We start from the raw sequence: 16,886 nt of genomic DNA, 5'->3' as shown, positions 1-16,886 counted from the left end.
TGGCGTTGGGGGCGACGCTGCCGGCGCCTTACGTGGCCGGCGTCAGCCCGAATGGGTCCGGCAGGCGGTGCCCTGCTGCCAGTTCCCTGTCGGTGAGCTCGCAGTCCTTCAGGAGCCGCGAGATTTCGGCGGGGTCCAGGTCCTCGCCTGTCGCGGCGATGAACGAGTCCGGCGCTGTGGCCGGGACGCCCGCAGCCGCTCCGGGGCTGTCCGAGGGCCAGGCGCCGGCGTTTTCCAGCCAGACCCGGGGTCCGATGCCCTGGAGGGTGATCCGGCAGCCCGGCGCCGATGCCACGTTGAACTGGCCCCGGAGGACGCAGCAGCCCGCCGCCAGGGTTCCCAGGGCCAGGCGGAACCTGCCCGGATGCAGTTCCCTGTCCAGGCGGTGGACGACAGTGGTGAACGGGGACGCGGCGCCAGGCCGGGCCCGCCCGGCCTGTGCCGGGGCGGTGCCCGGTTCGCACCGGGCCGCGGACGCCCCGTAGTGGAACCGGCCACGCCTTAGGTCCGCGCCGGCCGCCGCGATGTGTGCGTGCGGCGCCAGCGCCTGGACCAGGTGCAGGCCGCGCTCCTGGCCGGCCGGATGTGCGGGCATGATGTCCGGCTGGGCAGGGAGGATGGTGTCGGCAAAGTCCAGTTCCCCCACCATAAACTCGCCGGGTGTGCGTTCATCTCCCGGCGCGGGGGTGAAGCCCGATTCGAAGAGCGTGTGGGCATCCCAGAGGTGGTCCTCCATGGCATCCGGAGCGCAGGCCAGAATGACGGACCCCACCAGGGCAGGCCGGCCCAGGCCCCGGTTAAGGGCGGCGATTGCAGTCGCTGCCGGCAGGGCCGGGGGCAGCCCGATGATGATGGGCCGTGCGTTGGCGGCAAGCAGTTCCCCCACCGCGGGTACCAGGTCCAGCCGCACGGCGCAGCTGAGGCAACTGTGTTCCAGTATGGTTTCCGTGCGGTCCCGGCGCCCTGCGGCGTCGACGGTCCTGCGGATCACCAGGCCCTCGTCCAGCAGGTCCTGGACCACCACCACGCTGCCGGGATGTGCTGCTGCCGCGGCCTCGCATGCCTGCTGCCGGCAGAGGGCGTCGAGAGAGCTGATGACGAGAATGTCCATGCCCACAGTTTAGATGAGAATCATTCTCATTTGCAAATACGAGGGGAAGGGGAGTCCCCTCAGTGGTTGCTGAGCTGCGGGTCCCTAGCCACGGCGTTTTTGAGGTGCCTCAGGAGTCCCGGAAGGGCTGTGTGGATCTGATGCCACACCGCATCAAAATCCGCGCGCCCGCCGTACCAGGGGTCCTCGATGCCCTGGTCCAGCAGGTCGTGTCCCGCCATTGCGGGATCGAAGCTCCGGAGCATCCGGATCTTCCGCAACGCATCACCGTCCGGGGCGGCCTCGCTCAGCCAGGCGTAGTGGTCGATGTCCAGCGCCAGGATGAGATCGCGTTCGCGGAACCATGCCTGGTCCCACGCGCGGGCAACGTGCTGGCCTGAGCTGAGTTGGGTATCCGCCAGGCGGCGGGCGGCGCGGGGGTCGATGGGCCGGCCGGCTTCGTAGCCGGTGGTGCCCGCGGAATCCACCTCCACCAGCCCCTCGAGCCCTTCGCGTTCCAACGCTGCGCCCAGCATGATCTGGGCCATGGGCGACCGGCAGATATTGCCAGTGCAGACGGCGATGACGCGGTATGGGCTCGACGGTGAGTTCATTGCTCTAGCATGCGCGCTGGGACGCCAGTTGGCCAGAGGTGCGTTCATAAAGGTTTACGGGCTTGTAAACTCCTGTGAATTTCCGTCATATCCGTCGTTGCGGGCAACGTCGGGCAACGCGGACAGTGCGGGCGCGAAGGTCAGTGGATCAGGGCCAGTAGGATTCCCACGGCAATGAACAGGGTGCCAAAGACCTTGCTCAGCACCAACTGGCCCCGCGGCGTTTGGGTGAACCGCTGGAAAGACCGTGCGGCGGCCGCAAAGAAGAACCACATCACCAGGATGTCGATGACCACCACGGTGGCCGTCAGGACCGCGTACTGCACAAGCAGGGGTTCGTCCGTGCGGATGAACTGGGGCATAAACGCGAGGAAAAAGACGATGGCCTTGGGGTTCAACAGGTTGACCCAGAGGCCGCGGCGGAAAATCGACCACGCCGGCTCGTTGCGCAGCGCGGCCGCCTCCTGCTTTGCAGGGTCCGGCTTGCTGAGGAACTGCCGGATCCCCAGGTACACCAGATATGCGGCACCGGCGTAGCGGATCACGTTGAAGGCGACGGGCGAACTGGAGACCAGGACCCCCACTCCCAGCGCAACAATCGCCACGTGGATCACCAGTGCCAGCTGCTGTCCCAGGATGCCCCAGATTGATCGCACAAAGCCGGCGCTCAGGGAATTGCTCATCGTGTTGATGGCGCCTGCTCCCGGCGTGAAGCTGATCAGGACGCCGGCGCCGGCCAGGGCCAGCCAAAGGGAGAATTGCACCAGACAATACTAGTGCCCCCAGGGCGCCGCTGCTGAGGCGGGTGGGGGCTTGGGGCCGGATCAGGCCCGGGCGATGACCTCGCCGTTGGGGATCAGGAACCAGCCGTCGTCGGTGGAACCCCAGCGGTGCCAGCCGGCGGAGATCCGGGCCAGGTCGGCGGGGTTGGCGAAGTCGTACTCCAGGGCCTGCTCAGCGAAGGCCGAATGCAGGACGCGTTCGCCCCAGACCCGCGCCTGCCACCGGCGCTGCTGCCCGGTGGCGTACAGCCAGTTGCTGCTGGTGGGTGCAACGTCGGTGAACCCGGCGGACTGCGCCCACGAGACCAGGCGCCGGCCGGCATCGGGCTCGGCGCCGTTGCGCCGGGCGATGCGCTGGTACAGCTCCATCCATTCGTCCAGTTCGGGGATGGCGGGGTACCAGCTCATGCCGTGGAAGTCGGCGTCGCGCACAGCGACGATGCCGCCGGGCTTGGCCACGCGGCGCATTTCCCGCAGTGCTTCGACCGGGTCCGTCAGGTGCTGCAGGACCTGGTGCGCGTGGACGACGTCGAACACGCCATCCTCGAACTCGAGGTCGTAGATATTACCGGCCACAAAATCCACGTTCTCCACGCCGCGCTCCACGGCCAGGGACTGCGCCTGACGGATGATGTCCGGCGAGCGGTCCAGCCCCGTCACTGCGCCCGGAGCCACCAGGGCGGCGAAGTCGCAGGTGATGCTGCCCGGCCCGCAGCCCACGTCCAGCAGCGTGGTCCCCGGCGGAAGGTGGGGCAGGACAAACGCCGCGGAATTCTCGGCCGTCCTGGCGGCGTGGGCGCGGACCACCGATTCGTGGTGGCCATGCGAGTAGATATCTTCCTGGGGCTGTTCCGCACTCATAGCCAAACGCTACCCCCAGGGGCAGGGATCCGTGCCGCAAACGTGCCGGTGCAAGGGTCCGCGGCTCAGCCGGGCCGGCGGGCGTCGGCGGAATGCACTTCCCGGGCCGAGACGGTGGCCTCCACCATGGCCGTCATGAACCGGGTCACGGTGTCCAGTTCGGCTGGCGAAAACCCTGCCATGGCGCCGTTCATAAAGCGGGACAGGGGCGCGAAGATGGCCCCGCCGTCCTCGAAGGCCTTGGGGGTCATTTTGAGTTGAACCTGCCGGCGGTCCGCGCTGTGCCGCTCCCGGACCACGTGGCCGGAGTGGTCCAGCCGGTCGATCAGGGCGGTGGTGGCCGGTGAGCTCAGGTGCAGCTCCTTCCGCAACAGCCCGGGCGTGACGGTATTGCCCTTCGCGGTGTGGCGCATGATCACCGCCAGCGCGTTCAGGTCCGTGCGGTGCATGTCCTGGCGTCCGCCGGCAGCATCCACGTACCGGTTGGCTTCAAGGGTGAACTCCTGCAGGAGCCGGATCAGCGGGTGCGGTCCGCCGCCCTGGCCCTGGCCCGAGCCGGAGGCCGGGCCGGGCAGTGGCGCAGGGTCTGCGGAGGGAGTGTTGCCGTCCATGTCCACCATCTCCTTTCCGGTGTCGGATTGCGCCAGCCGTACTGACGGATATTACTTCACCAAGCCGGGAGCCCCGCTCACTTGCAGAAAAGCTTGACTGGCACTTATCTCCATCATGGAGATAGTCTATTCTGGAATCAATAGTACGCCCAAGCCCGGAAGGCATCATGAAAAATCACATCCCAGGAACGGAACGCGTCCCGTTCTGGCTTCGCTGGCTGGTCCCCGTCCTCCTGGTGCTGACGTGGCTCGCGGTGGCCGGCGTCGGCGGGCCCACGTTCGGCCGGCTGGATGAGGTCTCCTCCAATGACCAGGCCTCTTTCCTCCCCGCCAGCGCCGAGGCCACCGCCGCCCAGGAGTGGCAGTCAAAATTCCGGGACTCGGATGAGGTCCCCGGCATCATCGTGATCGAAAACGCAGATCCCATGACCCCGGCCCAGCTGGGTGAAATGGCGGAACTGAAGACCCGGCTGGCTGAGCTCAAGCTGGGCAGCGCCGTCATCGGCCCGATCCCCTCCGAAGACGGCCGGGCGGTGCAGTTTGTGGCACCCATCGATTCCTCCGGTGAGCTCAAGGAGGCAGTGAAGGAGCTCCGGGACACCGTGGCTGAAGCCGCCCCGGACGGCATGCAGACCTACGTCACGGGCCCGGCAGGCCTGGCGGCGGACCTCACCGCCGCCTTCGCCGGAATTGACGGCATCCTCCTGCTGGTGGCCCTGGGCGCCGTGTTTGTGATCCTCCTGATCGTCTACCGGTCCCTGCTGCTGCCCATCGTGGTGCTGCTGACCTCGGTCTTCGCATTGTGCGCCGCCATCCTGCTGGTCTTCGGCATGGCAAAGGCCGGTTGGATCCAGCTGAACGGGCAAAGCCAGGGCATCCTGTCCATCCTGGTCATCGGCGCCGCCACGGACTACGCGCTGCTGTTTGTGGCGCGGTTCCGTGAGGCGCTGACCCACACCACCAACCGGACGGCGGCAGTCCTCAAGGCCTGGAAGGCATCCTTCGAGCCCATCCTCGCCTCCGGCGCCACGGTGATCATTGCCCTGCTGTGCCTGTTGTTCTCGGACCTGAACTCCAACAAGGCGCTGGGTCCCGTGGCCGCAGCCGGCATCCTCTGCTCGCTCTTTGCGGCGCTCACCCTGCTGCCGGCGCTGATGGCGCTGTTTGGCCGGGCCGCCTTCTGGCCCTTCCGCCCCAAGCTGGTCCCCGCAGGAGAGCGCGAGCCGGAGCTTGTGACCGGATTGGAAGGCCAAAAGGGCCTCTGGCGCGCCACAGGCTCCCTGGTTTCCCGGCGGCCACGCATCATCTGGGTAGGTTCGGTGCTCCTGCTGGTGCTGGCCGCAGGTGGCCTGCTGCAGCTCAAGGCCAACGGCGTGCCGCAAACGGACGTTATCCTCACCGCATCCAATGCCGTTGACGGCCAGGACGCGCTGGCTCGGCACTTCGACGCAGGCAGCGGCAGCCCCGCCGTCGTGGTGGCGGACGAAAGCAAGGCCGCGGACGTCCTCGACACCGTAAAATCGGCCGACGGCGTAGGGGAGGCCTATCTGCTGGCTCCCGGCAGTGTGCCCATCACCGGCGCCCCGGGGACTCCCGCGGACCCGGACGTCCGCGACGGCAAGGTGCTGATCAACGCAACGCTGAACTCCGCGGCGGACTCGCTGGAGGCAGAGGAAGCAGTCAAGGAGCTCCGCACCGATGTCAGGGACGTGGACCCGGGTGCGCTGGTGGGTGGTGTCACGGCCACTGCACTGGACACCAACACCACCGCCCAGCGCGACCTGGTGATCATCATCCCCGTGGTCCTGGTGGTGATCCTCTTCATTCTGATGCTGCTGCTGCGATCCGTGGTGGCGCCGGTCCTGCTGGTGCTTTCGGTGGTGCTGTCCTACGCCGCGGCCATGGGCGTTTCGGCGCTTGTTTTCAACAACATCTTCGGGTTCTCCGGAGCCGACGCCACCGTGCCGCTGTTCGGCTTTGTGTTCCTGGTGGCCCTGGGTGTTGACTACAACATCTTCCTGATGAGCCGGGTCCGCGAGGAGTCCCTCAAGCACGGCACCCGTCCGGGAATCCTGCGTGGCCTGGGCGTCACCGGCGGCGTCATCACATCCGCGGGTGTGGTCCTGGCCGCAACGTTTGCGGCTCTGGGTGTCATTCCCATCATGTTCCTGGTGCAGCTTGCCTTCATCGTGGCATTCGGTGTCCTGCTGGACACGGTGCTGGTGCGCTCGCTGCTGGTCCCGGCCCTGGCCTACGACCTTGGCGCAAAGATCTGGTGGCCCAGCAAGCTGGGCCGCGGCCTTCCCGCCGGCCCCGCCCAGCAGGCCCAGCACATTCCGAAGCATTCCGCTGAGGAGGAGCCCGCCGCCGAAGCGGCCCGCTGAGTTCCCGGGCTTCGGTTCCAAAAGTTGCTGCCGCCACCGGTCACCGGTGGCGGCAGCGTCGTTTCCCGCGCGAGCCCGGGCTGGCTTGAAGGCGACCCGTTTACCGGCCGGCGTCGGCCCCAACCGTGACGGCGGCCCGGCCGGCTGTTCCGTCGGCGCTGCTGTCCTGCCGGTCCGGATCGCCGGCGCGTGCGCGGCTGATGGCCGCGAACGCCGCCAGGACCGTGACGATCCCGCCGTAGAGGTAGGTGGTGGTGGGCAGTGACAGGACCGGTGCCAGCAGGCCGGCCAGGACGGCGGGAATGCCGAACGCCGTGTAGGCCACCACAAACAGGGACGCGAACGTGCCGGCCCGTTCGTGGTCCTCCACCAGCGGGCTGATGGAACGGATGACGCCCATAAAGGCCGTACCGAAGCCCGCGCCGGCCACCACAACGGTGGCGAGGAAGATAGGAAACGAGTTCAAGCCCAGGGCAACCATGCTCAGGGCAGTGCCTGCCGCCAAGGCCGTGGTGCCGAAAATGGTGATGGTGCGTGCGGGGAAATGGTGCAGGACTGCCGCTGCGATGGAGCCGGTGCCGGCGAGGGTGGTGATAACGATGCCCTGCCACACGTGTTCCTGGATCCCGAAGGTGGTGTGCACAATCGCGGCGCCCAGCGAGAGGTAGAGTCCGCCGGTGGCCCAGCCGGCGAAGACGGCGGGAGTGCCGCTGACAAAGGCGCCCCGGGCTGCGGCCGGGATGGTGATGTGCGGCCTGAGCGAGGCGGCCCAGCCGGATGTACGCGGCGAGGTCTCCGGGACTGCCCAGACCAGGGCTGCAAACACAACGTAGAGGCCTGACAGCGAAATGAACACCAGGGCGCGGGGTTCGGCCAGCAGGTCCAGGAGCAGTCCCGATGCGAGGGCGCCCAGGGCGAGGCCGCCCAGGGGCGCCACCGTGTTCCACGCTGCACCGGCGCCGGGTTTGTCCTCCGGCTCCAGGTCGGCAATGGCCGCCGAGAGGGTGGTCAGCAGCACCCCGCTGGCGATGCCCTGCAGCACCCTCGCCACCAGCAGCATGGCCAGCGAATCCGCCAGGAGGAATGCGGTGACACTGGCAGCCAGCAGGATGAAGGCAGTACTGATGACCGGGCGCCGGCCCAGGTGGTCCGAGATGGACCCAAACACCAGCAGGGCGGCCAGCAGGGCAACGGCATACACGGCGAAAACGCCTGTGGTGGCAACCGGCAGCAGGTGCAGCTGCTCCTGGAGCGTGGGGTAGAACGGCGAGGGTGCACTGGCGCCCGCCATCATGGCTGCCGTGGCAGCGGCGACCAAGCCGAAGCCCAGCCGCCTGCGTGCCTGGGGACGACCGTTTCCGGGGACGGGACTCACAACCGGCCACCTTCCTGTTTGCCCTCAAAGGAGCGTTGGTTCGAAAAGACTCGAAGTGTCAGCGTACTGGCATCACTGCGAAGGTTCAACTAATATCGAACCGTGGCGACAACGGCGAACCTTCCGCACCCCGACCGGGCAGGCCTCCTGCTGCCGGGAGTGCTGTTTGCCCTGAGCGATCCCGATCGCCTGGACATCGTCCGCCAGCTCCGCTCCGGCCCGCTGGACATGGCCGACTGCTCGCTGAGTAATCCGGACATGCCCAAGTCCACCAAGTCGCACCTGATGAAGGTGCTCCGCGAGGCCGGCGTCATCCGCAACGAGGCCAACGGCCGCGGCCGCCGTTTGACCCTGCGGTCCGAGGACCTGGAGGCCCGCTTTCCCGGCCTCCTGGCCGCCGTCCTGGACGCCCCCGCCGCCGGTTGACCGCCGGGGCAGCCCGGCGCAACGTTCTCCGATAGCGAACGGAAGGGCCGCCGTCGTCCGCTCCGGCTGCCCGGAAACTGCGGATTTCCGGACCCCTGCCAGCGTTCAATGGCACCTTCCTCGCCAAGGTTGAGTGCACCTCACTCAACTTTCGATTGACAACTTTCCGTCCATGAGTAAAGTTGAGTGCAGAACGCTCAATGATCGGGCGCCATCCAGTTTCCAAGAAAGAAGGAAGCAACACATGTCACGTGCAGTAGGTATCGACCTCGGAACAACCAACTCCGTCGTCTCCGTTCTCGAAGGTGGCGAGCCCACCGTTATTGCCAACGCCGAGGGTGGCCGCACCACGCCGTCCGTCGTTGCATTCTCCAAGTCCGGCGAAATCCTGGTCGGCGAGATCGCCAAGCGCCAGGCCGTCAACAACATCGACCGCACCATCGCCTCCGTCAAGCGCCACATGGGCACCGACTGGACCGTTGCCATCGATGACAAGAAGTACACCCCGCAGGAAATCTCCGCGCGTACGCTGATGAAGCTGAAGAACGACGCCGAGTCCTACCTGGGCGAAAAGGTCACCGACGCCGTCATCACCGTCCCGGCCTACTTCAACGACGCCGAGCGCCAGGCCACCAAGGAAGCCGGCGAGATCGCGGGCCTGAACGTCCTGCGCATCGTCAACGAGCCCACCGCAGCAGCCCTGGCGTACGGCCTGGACAAGGGCAAGGAAGACGAACTCATCCTGGTCTTCGACCTCGGCGGCGGAACGTTCGACGTCTCCCTCCTCGAAGTCGGCAAGGACGAAGACAACTTCTCCACCATCCAGGTCCGCTCCACGGCCGGCGACAACCGCCTCGGCGGCGACGACTGGGACCAGCGCGTTGTTGACTACCTGCTGAACCAGCTCAAGGTCAAGGGCATCGACCTGTCCAAGGACAAGATCGCCCTCCAGCGCCTCCGCGAAGCTGCCGAGCAGGCCAAGAAGGAACTCTCCTCCTCCTCCAGCACCAACGTCTCCCTGCAGTACCTTTCGGTCACCGCAGACGGCCCCGTGCACCTGGACGAGCAGCTCACCCGCGCCAAGTTCCAGGACCTCACCAAGGACCTGCTGGAGCGCACCAAGAAGCCGTTCCACGACGTCATCAAGGAAGCCGGCATCAAGCTTTCCGACATCGACCACATCGTCCTGGTGGGCGGCTCCACCCGTATGCCCGCCGTCTCCGAACTGGTCAAGGAACTGGCCGGCGGCAAGGAGCCCAACAAGGGCGTCAACCCGGATGAGGTTGTGGCCGTTGGCGCAGCCCTCCAGGCCGGTGTGCTGAAGGGTGAGCGCAAGGACGTCCTCCTCATCGACGTCACCCCGCTGTCGCTGGGCATCGAAACCAAGGGCGGCGTCATGACGCACCTGATCGAGCGCAACACCGCGATCCCCACCAAGCGGTCCGAGACCTTCACCACGGCCGACGACAACCAGCCGTCCGTGGCCATCCAGGTCTTCCAGGGCGAGCGTGAGTTCACCCGGGACAACAAGCCGCTGGGCACGTTCGAGCTGACCGGCATCGCACCGGCTCCGCGCGGCGTCCCGCAGGTCGAGGTCACCTTCGACATCGACGCCAACGGCATCGTCCACGTGTCTGCGAAGGACAAGGGCACCGGCAAGGAACAGTCCATGACCATCACGGGCGGCTCCAGCCTCTCCAAGGAAGACATTGACCGCATGGTCAAGGACGCCGAGGAGCACGCAGCAGAGGACAAGGCGCGCCGCGAGGCCACCGACACCCGCAACACCGCCGAGCAGCTGGCTTACTCCGTGGACAAGCTGATCGCGGACAACGCCGATAAGCTGCCCGAAGAGGTCAAGACCGAGGTCCAGGCCGATGTCGACGACCTCAAAAAGGCCCTCGAAGGCACTGACGACGCAGCCGTGAAGACTGCCTTCGAGAAGCTGCAGGCTTCCCAGGGCAAGCTCGGCGAGGCCATCTACGCCCAGCCCGGTGCCGCTGACGGCGCCCCCGGTGCTGAAGGCGCTGACGGTGCCGCCGGTGACAAGGCTGCCGACGAGGACATCGTCGACGCCGAGATCATCGACGAAGACGAAGCGAAGAAGTAGCCATGCCGCACCACGGTAACGAGGAAGAGCACAACTCATCCGCGGGACACGAAGGCAAGGGACCCGAGCCGGTCATCCGGGACAACCGCAAGGTTGATCCGGAAACCGGTGAGGCCCGGCACCCCGAAGGTGCACAGGCCGGCGGCGCTGAGCCCGCAGCAGCGGACTCAGAAGGCGACGCCCTGTCCCAGGCCGAGGAGATCCTCAACGGCATTGACGTGCCGGCAGAGGAATCCGTGGCCCAGGGCGCAGGCACCGCTGAGGCGGCCGAGCTGAAGAACGACCTCCTCCGCCTGCAGGCCGAGTACGTCAACTACCGCAAGCGCGTTGAACGCGACCGCGCCGTGGCAGGGGAAATGGCCGTCATCGGCGTCCTGAACTCCCTGCTTCCGGTCCTGGACGACGTCGACGCCGCCCGCCAGCACGGTGACCTGACCGACGGCCCCTTCGCCGCGATCGCCACCAAGCTGGAGAACGCGCTGAAGACCTACGGCCTGGTCCGCATCGATGAGACAGGCGTGGAGTTCGATCCCACGATCCACGAAGCCCTCATCCAGCAGCCCGGCGAAGACATCGAGGTTGACACCGTCAGCCAGGTGCTCCGTTCAGGCTACAAGTCTGGCGAACGCGTCCTCCGGGCCGCACAGGTCATCGTCGCAGTTCCGGCCTGATCCTCACCTCGGCGCCGGACGGATGAGGGGCCCCGCCCCGAGCGTGGAGGCAAAGTCCTCACGGACTTTGCCTCCACGCTCCGGCAGGCCCGATGCCACTCCCGGGCCCCTCATCCGTCCGGCGCCTAAGCGGCAATCTCGCCTAAGGTGAGGTGACCGCGTAGAGCGTCGGTACAACTGAGAAGTACGAGAAAGGAAACGCCATTGGCTAGCCAGGACTGGGTGGACAAGGACTTTTACGCGATCCTTGGTATCGCCAAGGACGCTTCCGACGCCGACATCAAGAAGGCGTACCGGAAACTTGCCCGCCAGCACCACCCGGATACGAACTCGGGGGACGCTGCTTCGGAGAAGAAGTTCAAGGACATCTCCGAGGCCTACTCGGTGCTGTCGGATCCGGATGAGCGCCAGCAGTATGACGCCATCCGGGCCATGGGCGGCGGCGCACGCTTCGCCCCCGGCGGGACCGGCGGCGGCAACGGCGGGTTCGAAGACATGTTCGGTGGCCTGTTCACCGGCAACACCGGCCGGCATGCGGGCGGGTTCAACCCGTCATCCGGCGGCATTCCGCCCGAGTTCGCTGACCTTTTTGGTGGCGGCTTCGGCGGCGGCGCAGGTTTCCAGCGCCCGCCTGCCAAGGGCGCGGACCGGACCGCAACCACCAGCATTTCCTTCTCCGGCGCCATCCGGGGGACCACCATCGGCCTGCGGGAGCCGAACGGCGAGGTCATCGACGTGCGGGTCCCCGCCGGCATCAAGGACGGCCAAAAGATCCGCGTCCGCGGCAAGGGCCAGCCCGGTGCCGCAGGCAACGGCGACCTTATGGTGGCCGTGTCCGTGAAGCCGCACGACTTCTACACCCGCGACGGCGACAACCTCCGTATCCACGTCCCCGTCACCTTCCCCGAAGCCGCGCTGGGCGCCGACATCGAAGTACCCACTGTTGACGGCGAAAAGGTGCGCGTCCGCGTGCCGGCGGGAACGCCGTCTGGCCGTACCCTGCGGGTCAAGGGCAAAGGTGTGGCAACGGCGAAGGCTGCCGGCGACCTGCTGGTGACCATCGACGTCGCCGTTCCCAAAAACCTGAGCAAGGAAGCCGAGGCCGCCGTCAAGGCGTTTGCCGAAGCCACCGCCGGTGCTGACGTCCGGGAAGGCCTGGCCGCGAAGGCCCGGCTCTAGGAGCGTGTGCCATGGACATCAGCGCTGACCAGCCCATCTTTGTGATCTCCGTGGCGGCCGAACTGGCGGACATGCACCCCCAAACGCTGCGCCAGTACGACCGGATGGGCATCGTTTCGCCCAGCCGCGCCCCCGGCAAGTCCCGGCGCTATTCGCAGCGGGACATTAACATGCTGCGGGAGGTGCAGCGGCTCTCCCAGGAGGGCGTCTCCCTGGAGGGCATCAAACGTATCCTGGAGCTGGAGAACCAGGTAGCGGCACTGCAGCACCGGGTGACCGAACTGGCAGGGGAGCTGGCCCGCCGGCCGCAGTCCTTCGACTCGCGCATCTTCGCCGCGGGCGCCGCCGGTGACGTGGTCAGCCTGGCCCGCGGGCAGCGGCCCAGGCCGCGGACCCAGGCCATGGTGCTGTGGCGGCCGCGGGCCATCGGCCAGTAGCCCGTAGCCGGCCCGCGGCACGCAGGGGCCCGCGGACGCCGGCTCAGCCGTTGATGACCTGCGGCACGCCGAGGGCTTTGAGGCCCTCCACCCCGAACTCCAGCCCGTAACCGGACTGCTTCGCGCCGCCGAACGGGATGCGCGGGTCCACGGCGCCGTGCCTGTTGATCCACACCGTGCCGGCCTGGATCCGGGCGGCGACGGCCCGGGCCGCCTGCAGGTCCCGGGACCATACGGAGGCGCCGAGGCCCACGTCCAGGGCGTTTGCCTTGGCCACTGCCTCGTCCACGGTGCTGTATTTGATGATCGGCAGTGCGGGGCCGAACTGTTCCTCCGCCACCAGCGGGTTGTTGTTGTCGATGTCCGCCACCAGCGTGGTGGGGTAGAAATAGCCGGGCTGGTCCGCTGCCGGGTCGCCGCCCAGCAGGATCCGCGCCCCTGAGGCCCGGGCATCCTCCACCAGGCCGGCGACGATGGTGTACTGTGCCTTGTTCTGCAGCGGTCCCAGCACGTTCGCCTCATCCAGCCCGTTGCCCATCGGCATGGCTTTGGCTACGGCGGTGAGTTCCTCGCAGACGGCGTCGTAAATGTCCTCGTGGACGTACAGCCGCTTCAGTGCGGCGCAGGTCTGGCCGGTGTTGATGAAGGCACCCCAGAACAGGTCCTGGGCGATGGCCTTGGGGTCTGCGTCCGGCAGCACAATGCCGGCGTCGTTGCCGCCCAGTTCCAGCGTGAGGCGTTTGACGGTGTCCGCCGAGGACCGGATGATGGCTTTTCCGGTGGCGGTGGAGCCGGTGAACATGATCTTGCCGATATCGGGGTGTCCGGCCAGCCGCGCCCCCACCTCGCGGCCGCCGCTGACTACGGTGACCAGGCCCTCGGGCAGTTCCTCGTTGATGACTTTCACCAGCGCCAGGACACTCAGGGGTGTGTATTCGGAGGGCTTGACCACCACGGCGTTGCCCATCCGCAGGGCGGGGGCGATCTGCCACACGGTGATCATCATGGGCCAGTTCCAGGGGCCGATGGCGCCCACCACCCCGATGGGCCTGTACTGCAGCTCGGCGCGGGTTTCGCCGTCGTCCAGCAGGGTCTCGGCAGGCAGGGGGGTTCCGGCCGCTGTCCGCAGCCACGCGGCGCAGGCGCCCACCTCGAACCTGGCATTGGGTCCGTTGAGCGGTTTCCCTTGTTCGCGGGACAGCAGCCGGGCCAGTTCACCTGCGGAACGTTCGACGGCGTCGGCTGCTTTCAGGAGCGCCGCGGACCGGGCGTCGTGGCCCAGGGCAGCCCAGGCCGGCTGCGCTGCGCGGGCTGCGGCCACTGCGGCGTCCAGCTGTTCAACGGTGTGCTCGGGCGCCTCTCCCACGGCAGCCCCCGTGGCCGGGTCATGGATGGTGCGGGTGGGCCCGCGGCCGGGGGCGATGGAAGCAAGCAGCGCATCATAGGTTTCCACGGGGTACTCCACCTCGAGTAGGAAGGGCGCCGGCCGGGTGGCCTGGCAGCTTGCTTCCAGTGTCGTTGCTGCCCGGCAGGATCCTTTGTCTTTTCACGCAGGACCCTTGACATGGAGGGCACAGCCTGGCGCGCCGCCGTCAGTACTTGCCCGCTGCGGACGTGACCATGTCGCCGGAGGGGGCCACGAGATACCAGACGCTGTTGACGCCCTGGCCCAGGATGTCCCCCGCGGCCTTGTCCTTGGCGAAGTAGTAGACGGGCATGCCGTTGATGGTGACCTGCTTTTTGCCGTCCGGCGTGGTGATGGTGCCCGGCGTTCCCGTTACGCCGTCCATGGCCGGTGTCTCTTCGGTGGTGGTGACCGGTGGCCACGCTGCCAGGCAGGCATCGGTGCAGGCGCTGGTGCCGGAGTCCTTGGTGTCCTTGGTGAAGTAGTAGATACTCATGCCGTTGCCGTCCACCACAATCGGCCCGAGCGCGGAGTCCGCCGTCATCAGCTTCGCCGAAGCGGCTGCACCGGAGGTGGCGGCCGCAGTCGTCGCCGGGCCGGACGCCGGGGCGGATGCCGGAACCGACGCCGCCGTGGACGGGGTGGGCGCCGGAGTCGTACTGCTTCCCCCGCTGACTGCGCAGCCGGACAGCAGTGCGGCGGCCGCCAAAGCCGACAGGCCAAAGCTGAGGTTCTTGTGCATCTTTTGCTCCTTGCCTCGAGCCAGCCAACGCGGAGGCCGGCGCTACCCTCTTAGACGCCGTGCGGGCAAGAATGGTTCAGGGAACCGGAACTGAACCTTTGTGTGGTTGCGGACGTCTTTAGAGGCAGGCGGGTTCGACGCGGGAGGCATGGCATGTCGCTGGATGAGGAAGTGGTGGCGGCGATTTACCGTGACCACGGCGCTGCCCTGCGGCGCTTTGTCCTGAGCGCCTGCCGGGACCCGTATATCGCGGACGACGTGGTCCAGGAGACGGTGCTGCGCGTCTGGCGGCAGGCCCCGGAGATCACCGGCGGCCTGCGCAGCTACCTGTTCCGGACGGCCCGCAACATCATGATCGACAACTACCGCAGGTCCCAGCGCCGGCCGGCCGAGGCCACCGGAGACCCCGTGGATCCGGTGGATCCAGCCGAGCGGGTGGATGAGCTCCTCACCCGGGTCCTGATGGAGGAGGCGCTGCTGCGGCTGAGCGCCGAACACCGCGATGTGCTGGTGGCCCTCCACTACCGCCGATACACCGTGAAGGAGGCTTCGGAAAAGTTGAATATCCCCTGCGGAACCGTGAAGTCCCGGGCTTTCTACGCCGTCCGGGCGCTGCGGACCATCCTCGACGAAATGGGGGTCCAGCGGTGACCGCCATGGAACCGCACCAGCTTCTTGGCGCCTACCTGCTGGGCGGCCTCGACCCGTCGGACGTGACGTTGTTCGAACAGCACCTGGGGTCCTGCGCCACGTGCCGGGAGGAGCTGGACGAACTTTCCAGCCTGCCGGCGCTGCTGGACGCGGTGCCGGTGGGGGACGCCGTTGTGCTTCCCGGCGTGGCAGCAAGCCCGCAACAGGCAGCTGTAGCGGCGGAGAGCGGTGCGCCGCCGGTTCCCAAACGCCTGCTGGATCAGCTGGCCGCCCGCCGCCGTACGGTCCGCGTCCGGTGGACAGCCGCGGTGGCCGCGGCTGCCGCCGCCTGCCTGGCTGCCGGGATCCTGGCCGGGCCGCTGCTCAGCCCGCCCGCCAAACCAGACGCCACCTACTCCGTCCAGGCGGGCGACGGGGTCCGGCTCACCGTGGGCCTGGTGCGGAAAACCTGGGGCACGGAACTTGCGGTGGACGGACAGAGCCTGCCGGTGGACGGCACATTCTCGCTCTGGGTCAAGGACCGCACCGGCGGCGAGGACCGGGCCTGCGCGTGGACCGCAACCCCGAGCGGCCGGGTGCGGATCACCGGCGCCACCCCGGTCCAGCTCGCCAGCATCGCCGGCGTGGAGATGCGTGACGGGCAACAGCAGACTGTTGCCGTCATCGCGGTGCCGGGCGGGTAGGCCTTTACACCGGCGCCGGTGCGTCCGCCCGGAAATCCGCTGCCGCGTAGACGCCGAGGATCCGCACCTCGGTGGTGAAGAACTCCAGTTCCTCCAACGCCAGTTTCAGCGGGAGGTCCTCGGGGTGCGCTTCGACGTCGGCCATAAACATGGTGGCCGCGAACTCGTCGCCCACCATGTAGCTCTCCAGCCGGGTCATGTTCACCCCGTTGGTGGCGAACCCGCCCAGCGCCTTGTACAGGGCGGACGGGACGTTGCGGACGCGGAACACAAAGCTGGTCACGGCCAGGCCGGGAACCTCGTCCCGTGCCGGCAGTCCGGTTTCGCGGGCCAGGACCACAAAGCGGGTGGTGTTGGAGGGGTCGTCCTCCACGCGGGAGGCCAGGACTTCCAGGCCATAGATCTGTGCGGCCAGCGGCGGGGCGAGCGAGAGCTTGCGGGGATCGTTCCACTCGCTGACTTCCCGGGCCGAACCGGCGGTGTCCCCGGCGATGACGGGGCGGAGGCCGGCCTCGCGGATGAGGCGGCGGCATTGGCCCAGCGCGTGGATGTGGCTGTGGACCTCGGTGGCACCCTCGATGGTGCTGCCGGGGATGCCCAGCAGGTCGAAATGGATGGGCAGGAAAAACTCGCCCACGATCTGCAGGTTGGACTGCGGCAGCAGGATATGGATGTCCGCCACCCGGCCGGCGATCGAATTTTCGATGGGGATCATCGCCAAGTCCGCCTCCCCGCTGGAGACCAGCTCGAAGGCGTCCTCGAAACTGGCGCACGGGATGCTTTCCAGCTCGGGGAACATCTGTTGACACGCGATATTTGAGTTGGCGCCGGGCTCACCCTGGTACGCAATCTTCTGGGCCATGTT

17 protein-coding genes are annotated in these 16,886 nt (G+C 67.5%); 8 read left to right on the top strand and 9 right to left on the bottom strand.

From position 1 onward, the window contains the following. Positions 1 to 28: 28 nt before the first annotated feature. From ACRB8A_RS17670 to ACRB8A_RS17650, 5 genes are all read right to left on the bottom strand, one after another. Positions 29 to 1,111: a GTP-binding protein gene (locus ACRB8A_RS17670; RefSeq protein WP_432245237.1), complete on the bottom strand. Its 1,083-nt coding sequence runs from the start codon at positions 1,109 to 1,111 to the stop codon at positions 29 to 31. 59 nt (positions 1,112 to 1,170) lie between these two features. Continuing rightward, on the bottom strand, positions 1,171 to 1,704 hold the full coding sequence (locus ACRB8A_RS17665) for a low molecular weight protein-tyrosine-phosphatase (RefSeq protein WP_050686304.1): 534 nt from the start codon (positions 1,702 to 1,704) through the stop codon (positions 1,171 to 1,173). Positions 1,705 to 1,844: 140 nt separating this feature from the next. Continuing rightward, positions 1,845 to 2,468, bottom strand: coding sequence for a LysE family transporter (locus ACRB8A_RS17660; RefSeq protein WP_050686305.1), 624 nt, complete (start codon positions 2,466 to 2,468; stop codon positions 1,845 to 1,847). Positions 2,469 to 2,528: 60 nt separating this feature from the next. Then, positions 2,529 to 3,347, bottom strand: a complete 819-nt coding sequence (locus tag ACRB8A_RS17655; protein ID WP_056595666.1) for a methyltransferase domain-containing protein — start codon at positions 3,345 to 3,347, stop codon at positions 2,529 to 2,531. A gap of 65 nt (positions 3,348 to 3,412) precedes the next feature. After that, positions 3,413 to 3,958, bottom strand: a complete 546-nt coding sequence (locus ACRB8A_RS17650) for a MarR family winged helix-turn-helix transcriptional regulator (RefSeq protein WP_056595843.1) — start codon at positions 3,956 to 3,958, stop codon at positions 3,413 to 3,415. 167 nt (positions 3,959 to 4,125) lie between these two features. Here ACRB8A_RS17650 and ACRB8A_RS17645 point away from each other — a divergent pair, with 167 nt between their 5' ends. Beyond that, positions 4,126 to 6,342, top strand: coding sequence for an MMPL family transporter (locus tag ACRB8A_RS17645; protein WP_056595663.1), 2,217 nt, complete (start codon positions 4,126 to 4,128; stop codon positions 6,340 to 6,342). A 100-nt stretch (positions 6,343 to 6,442) separates the two neighbouring features. On the opposite strand, the gene ACRB8A_RS17640 is transcribed toward ACRB8A_RS17645, so the two are convergent. Further along, the gene (locus tag ACRB8A_RS17640; protein ID WP_056595660.1) at positions 6,443 to 7,717 is read right to left on the bottom strand and encodes an MFS transporter; all 1,275 of its coding nucleotides are present in this window, start codon (positions 7,715 to 7,717) and stop codon (positions 6,443 to 6,445) included. A 102-nt stretch (positions 7,718 to 7,819) separates the two neighbouring features. Here ACRB8A_RS17640 and ACRB8A_RS17635 point away from each other — a divergent pair, with 102 nt between their 5' ends. The 5 genes from ACRB8A_RS17635 (at position 7,820) to ACRB8A_RS17615 (ending at position 12,540) form a co-directional block, all read left to right on the top strand. Continuing rightward, on the top strand, positions 7,820 to 8,143 hold the full coding sequence (locus ACRB8A_RS17635) for an ArsR/SmtB family transcription factor (protein ID WP_050686311.1): 324 nt from the start codon (positions 7,820 to 7,822) through the stop codon (positions 8,141 to 8,143). 244 nt (positions 8,144 to 8,387) lie between these two features. Then, the gene (gene dnaK, locus ACRB8A_RS17630) at positions 8,388 to 10,253 is read left to right on the top strand and encodes a molecular chaperone DnaK (RefSeq protein WP_432245236.1); all 1,866 of its coding nucleotides are present in this window, start codon (positions 8,388 to 8,390) and stop codon (positions 10,251 to 10,253) included. 2 nt (positions 10,254 to 10,255) lie between these two features. Continuing rightward, positions 10,256 to 10,924 (top strand): nucleotide exchange factor GrpE, encoded by a 669-nt coding sequence (locus ACRB8A_RS17625; RefSeq protein WP_056595658.1) that lies wholly within the window; start codon positions 10,256 to 10,258, stop codon positions 10,922 to 10,924. A 204-nt stretch (positions 10,925 to 11,128) separates the two neighbouring features. Further along, complete coding sequence (locus ACRB8A_RS17620; RefSeq protein WP_197273582.1) at positions 11,129 to 12,103, top strand: DnaJ C-terminal domain-containing protein; 975 nt, start codon at positions 11,129 to 11,131, stop codon at positions 12,101 to 12,103. A gap of 11 nt (positions 12,104 to 12,114) precedes the next feature. Continuing rightward, on the top strand, positions 12,115 to 12,540 hold the full coding sequence (locus ACRB8A_RS17615) for a heat shock protein transcriptional repressor HspR (RefSeq protein WP_050686319.1): 426 nt from the start codon (positions 12,115 to 12,117) through the stop codon (positions 12,538 to 12,540). 43 nt (positions 12,541 to 12,583) lie between these two features. Here the strand turns inward: ACRB8A_RS17615 and ACRB8A_RS17610 are convergent, their stop codons facing one another. Together ACRB8A_RS17610 and ACRB8A_RS17605 are read right to left on the bottom strand one after the other, a co-directional pair. Then, positions 12,584 to 13,993, bottom strand: a complete 1,410-nt coding sequence (locus tag ACRB8A_RS17610) for an aldehyde dehydrogenase family protein (protein ID WP_285240549.1) — start codon at positions 13,991 to 13,993, stop codon at positions 12,584 to 12,586. A 139-nt stretch (positions 13,994 to 14,132) separates the two neighbouring features. Then, positions 14,133 to 14,687 carry a COG4315 family predicted lipoprotein gene (locus ACRB8A_RS17605; protein ID WP_432245235.1) on the bottom strand — a complete coding sequence of 185 codons (555 nt, stop codon included), beginning with the start codon at positions 14,685 to 14,687 and terminating at the stop codon, positions 14,133 to 14,135. A 153-nt stretch (positions 14,688 to 14,840) separates the two neighbouring features. Here ACRB8A_RS17605 and ACRB8A_RS17600 point away from each other — a divergent pair, with 153 nt between their 5' ends. After that, complete coding sequence (locus ACRB8A_RS17600; RefSeq protein ID WP_432245234.1) at positions 14,841 to 15,338, top strand: sigma-70 family RNA polymerase sigma factor; 498 nt, start codon at positions 14,841 to 14,843, stop codon at positions 15,336 to 15,338. A gap of 5 nt (positions 15,339 to 15,343) precedes the next feature. After that, complete coding sequence (locus ACRB8A_RS17595) at positions 15,344 to 16,021, top strand: zf-HC2 domain-containing protein (RefSeq protein ID WP_050686420.1); 678 nt, start codon at positions 15,344 to 15,346, stop codon at positions 16,019 to 16,021. 4 nt (positions 16,022 to 16,025) lie between these two features. Here the strand turns inward: ACRB8A_RS17595 and ACRB8A_RS17590 are convergent, their stop codons facing one another. Continuing rightward, complete coding sequence (locus tag ACRB8A_RS17590) at positions 16,026 to 16,883, bottom strand: prephenate dehydratase (protein WP_050686327.1); 858 nt, start codon at positions 16,881 to 16,883, stop codon at positions 16,026 to 16,028. Positions 16,884 to 16,886 lie beyond the last annotated feature (3 nt).

The sequence above is a fragment of the Arthrobacter sp. G.S.26 genome, assembly GCF_050847375.1.
GTDB lineage: Bacteria > Actinomycetota > Actinomycetes > Actinomycetales > Micrococcaceae > Arthrobacter.
The sequence above is the reverse complement of the archived record's forward strand: the minus strand, read 5'-3'. Positions and strand labels throughout refer to the sequence as shown.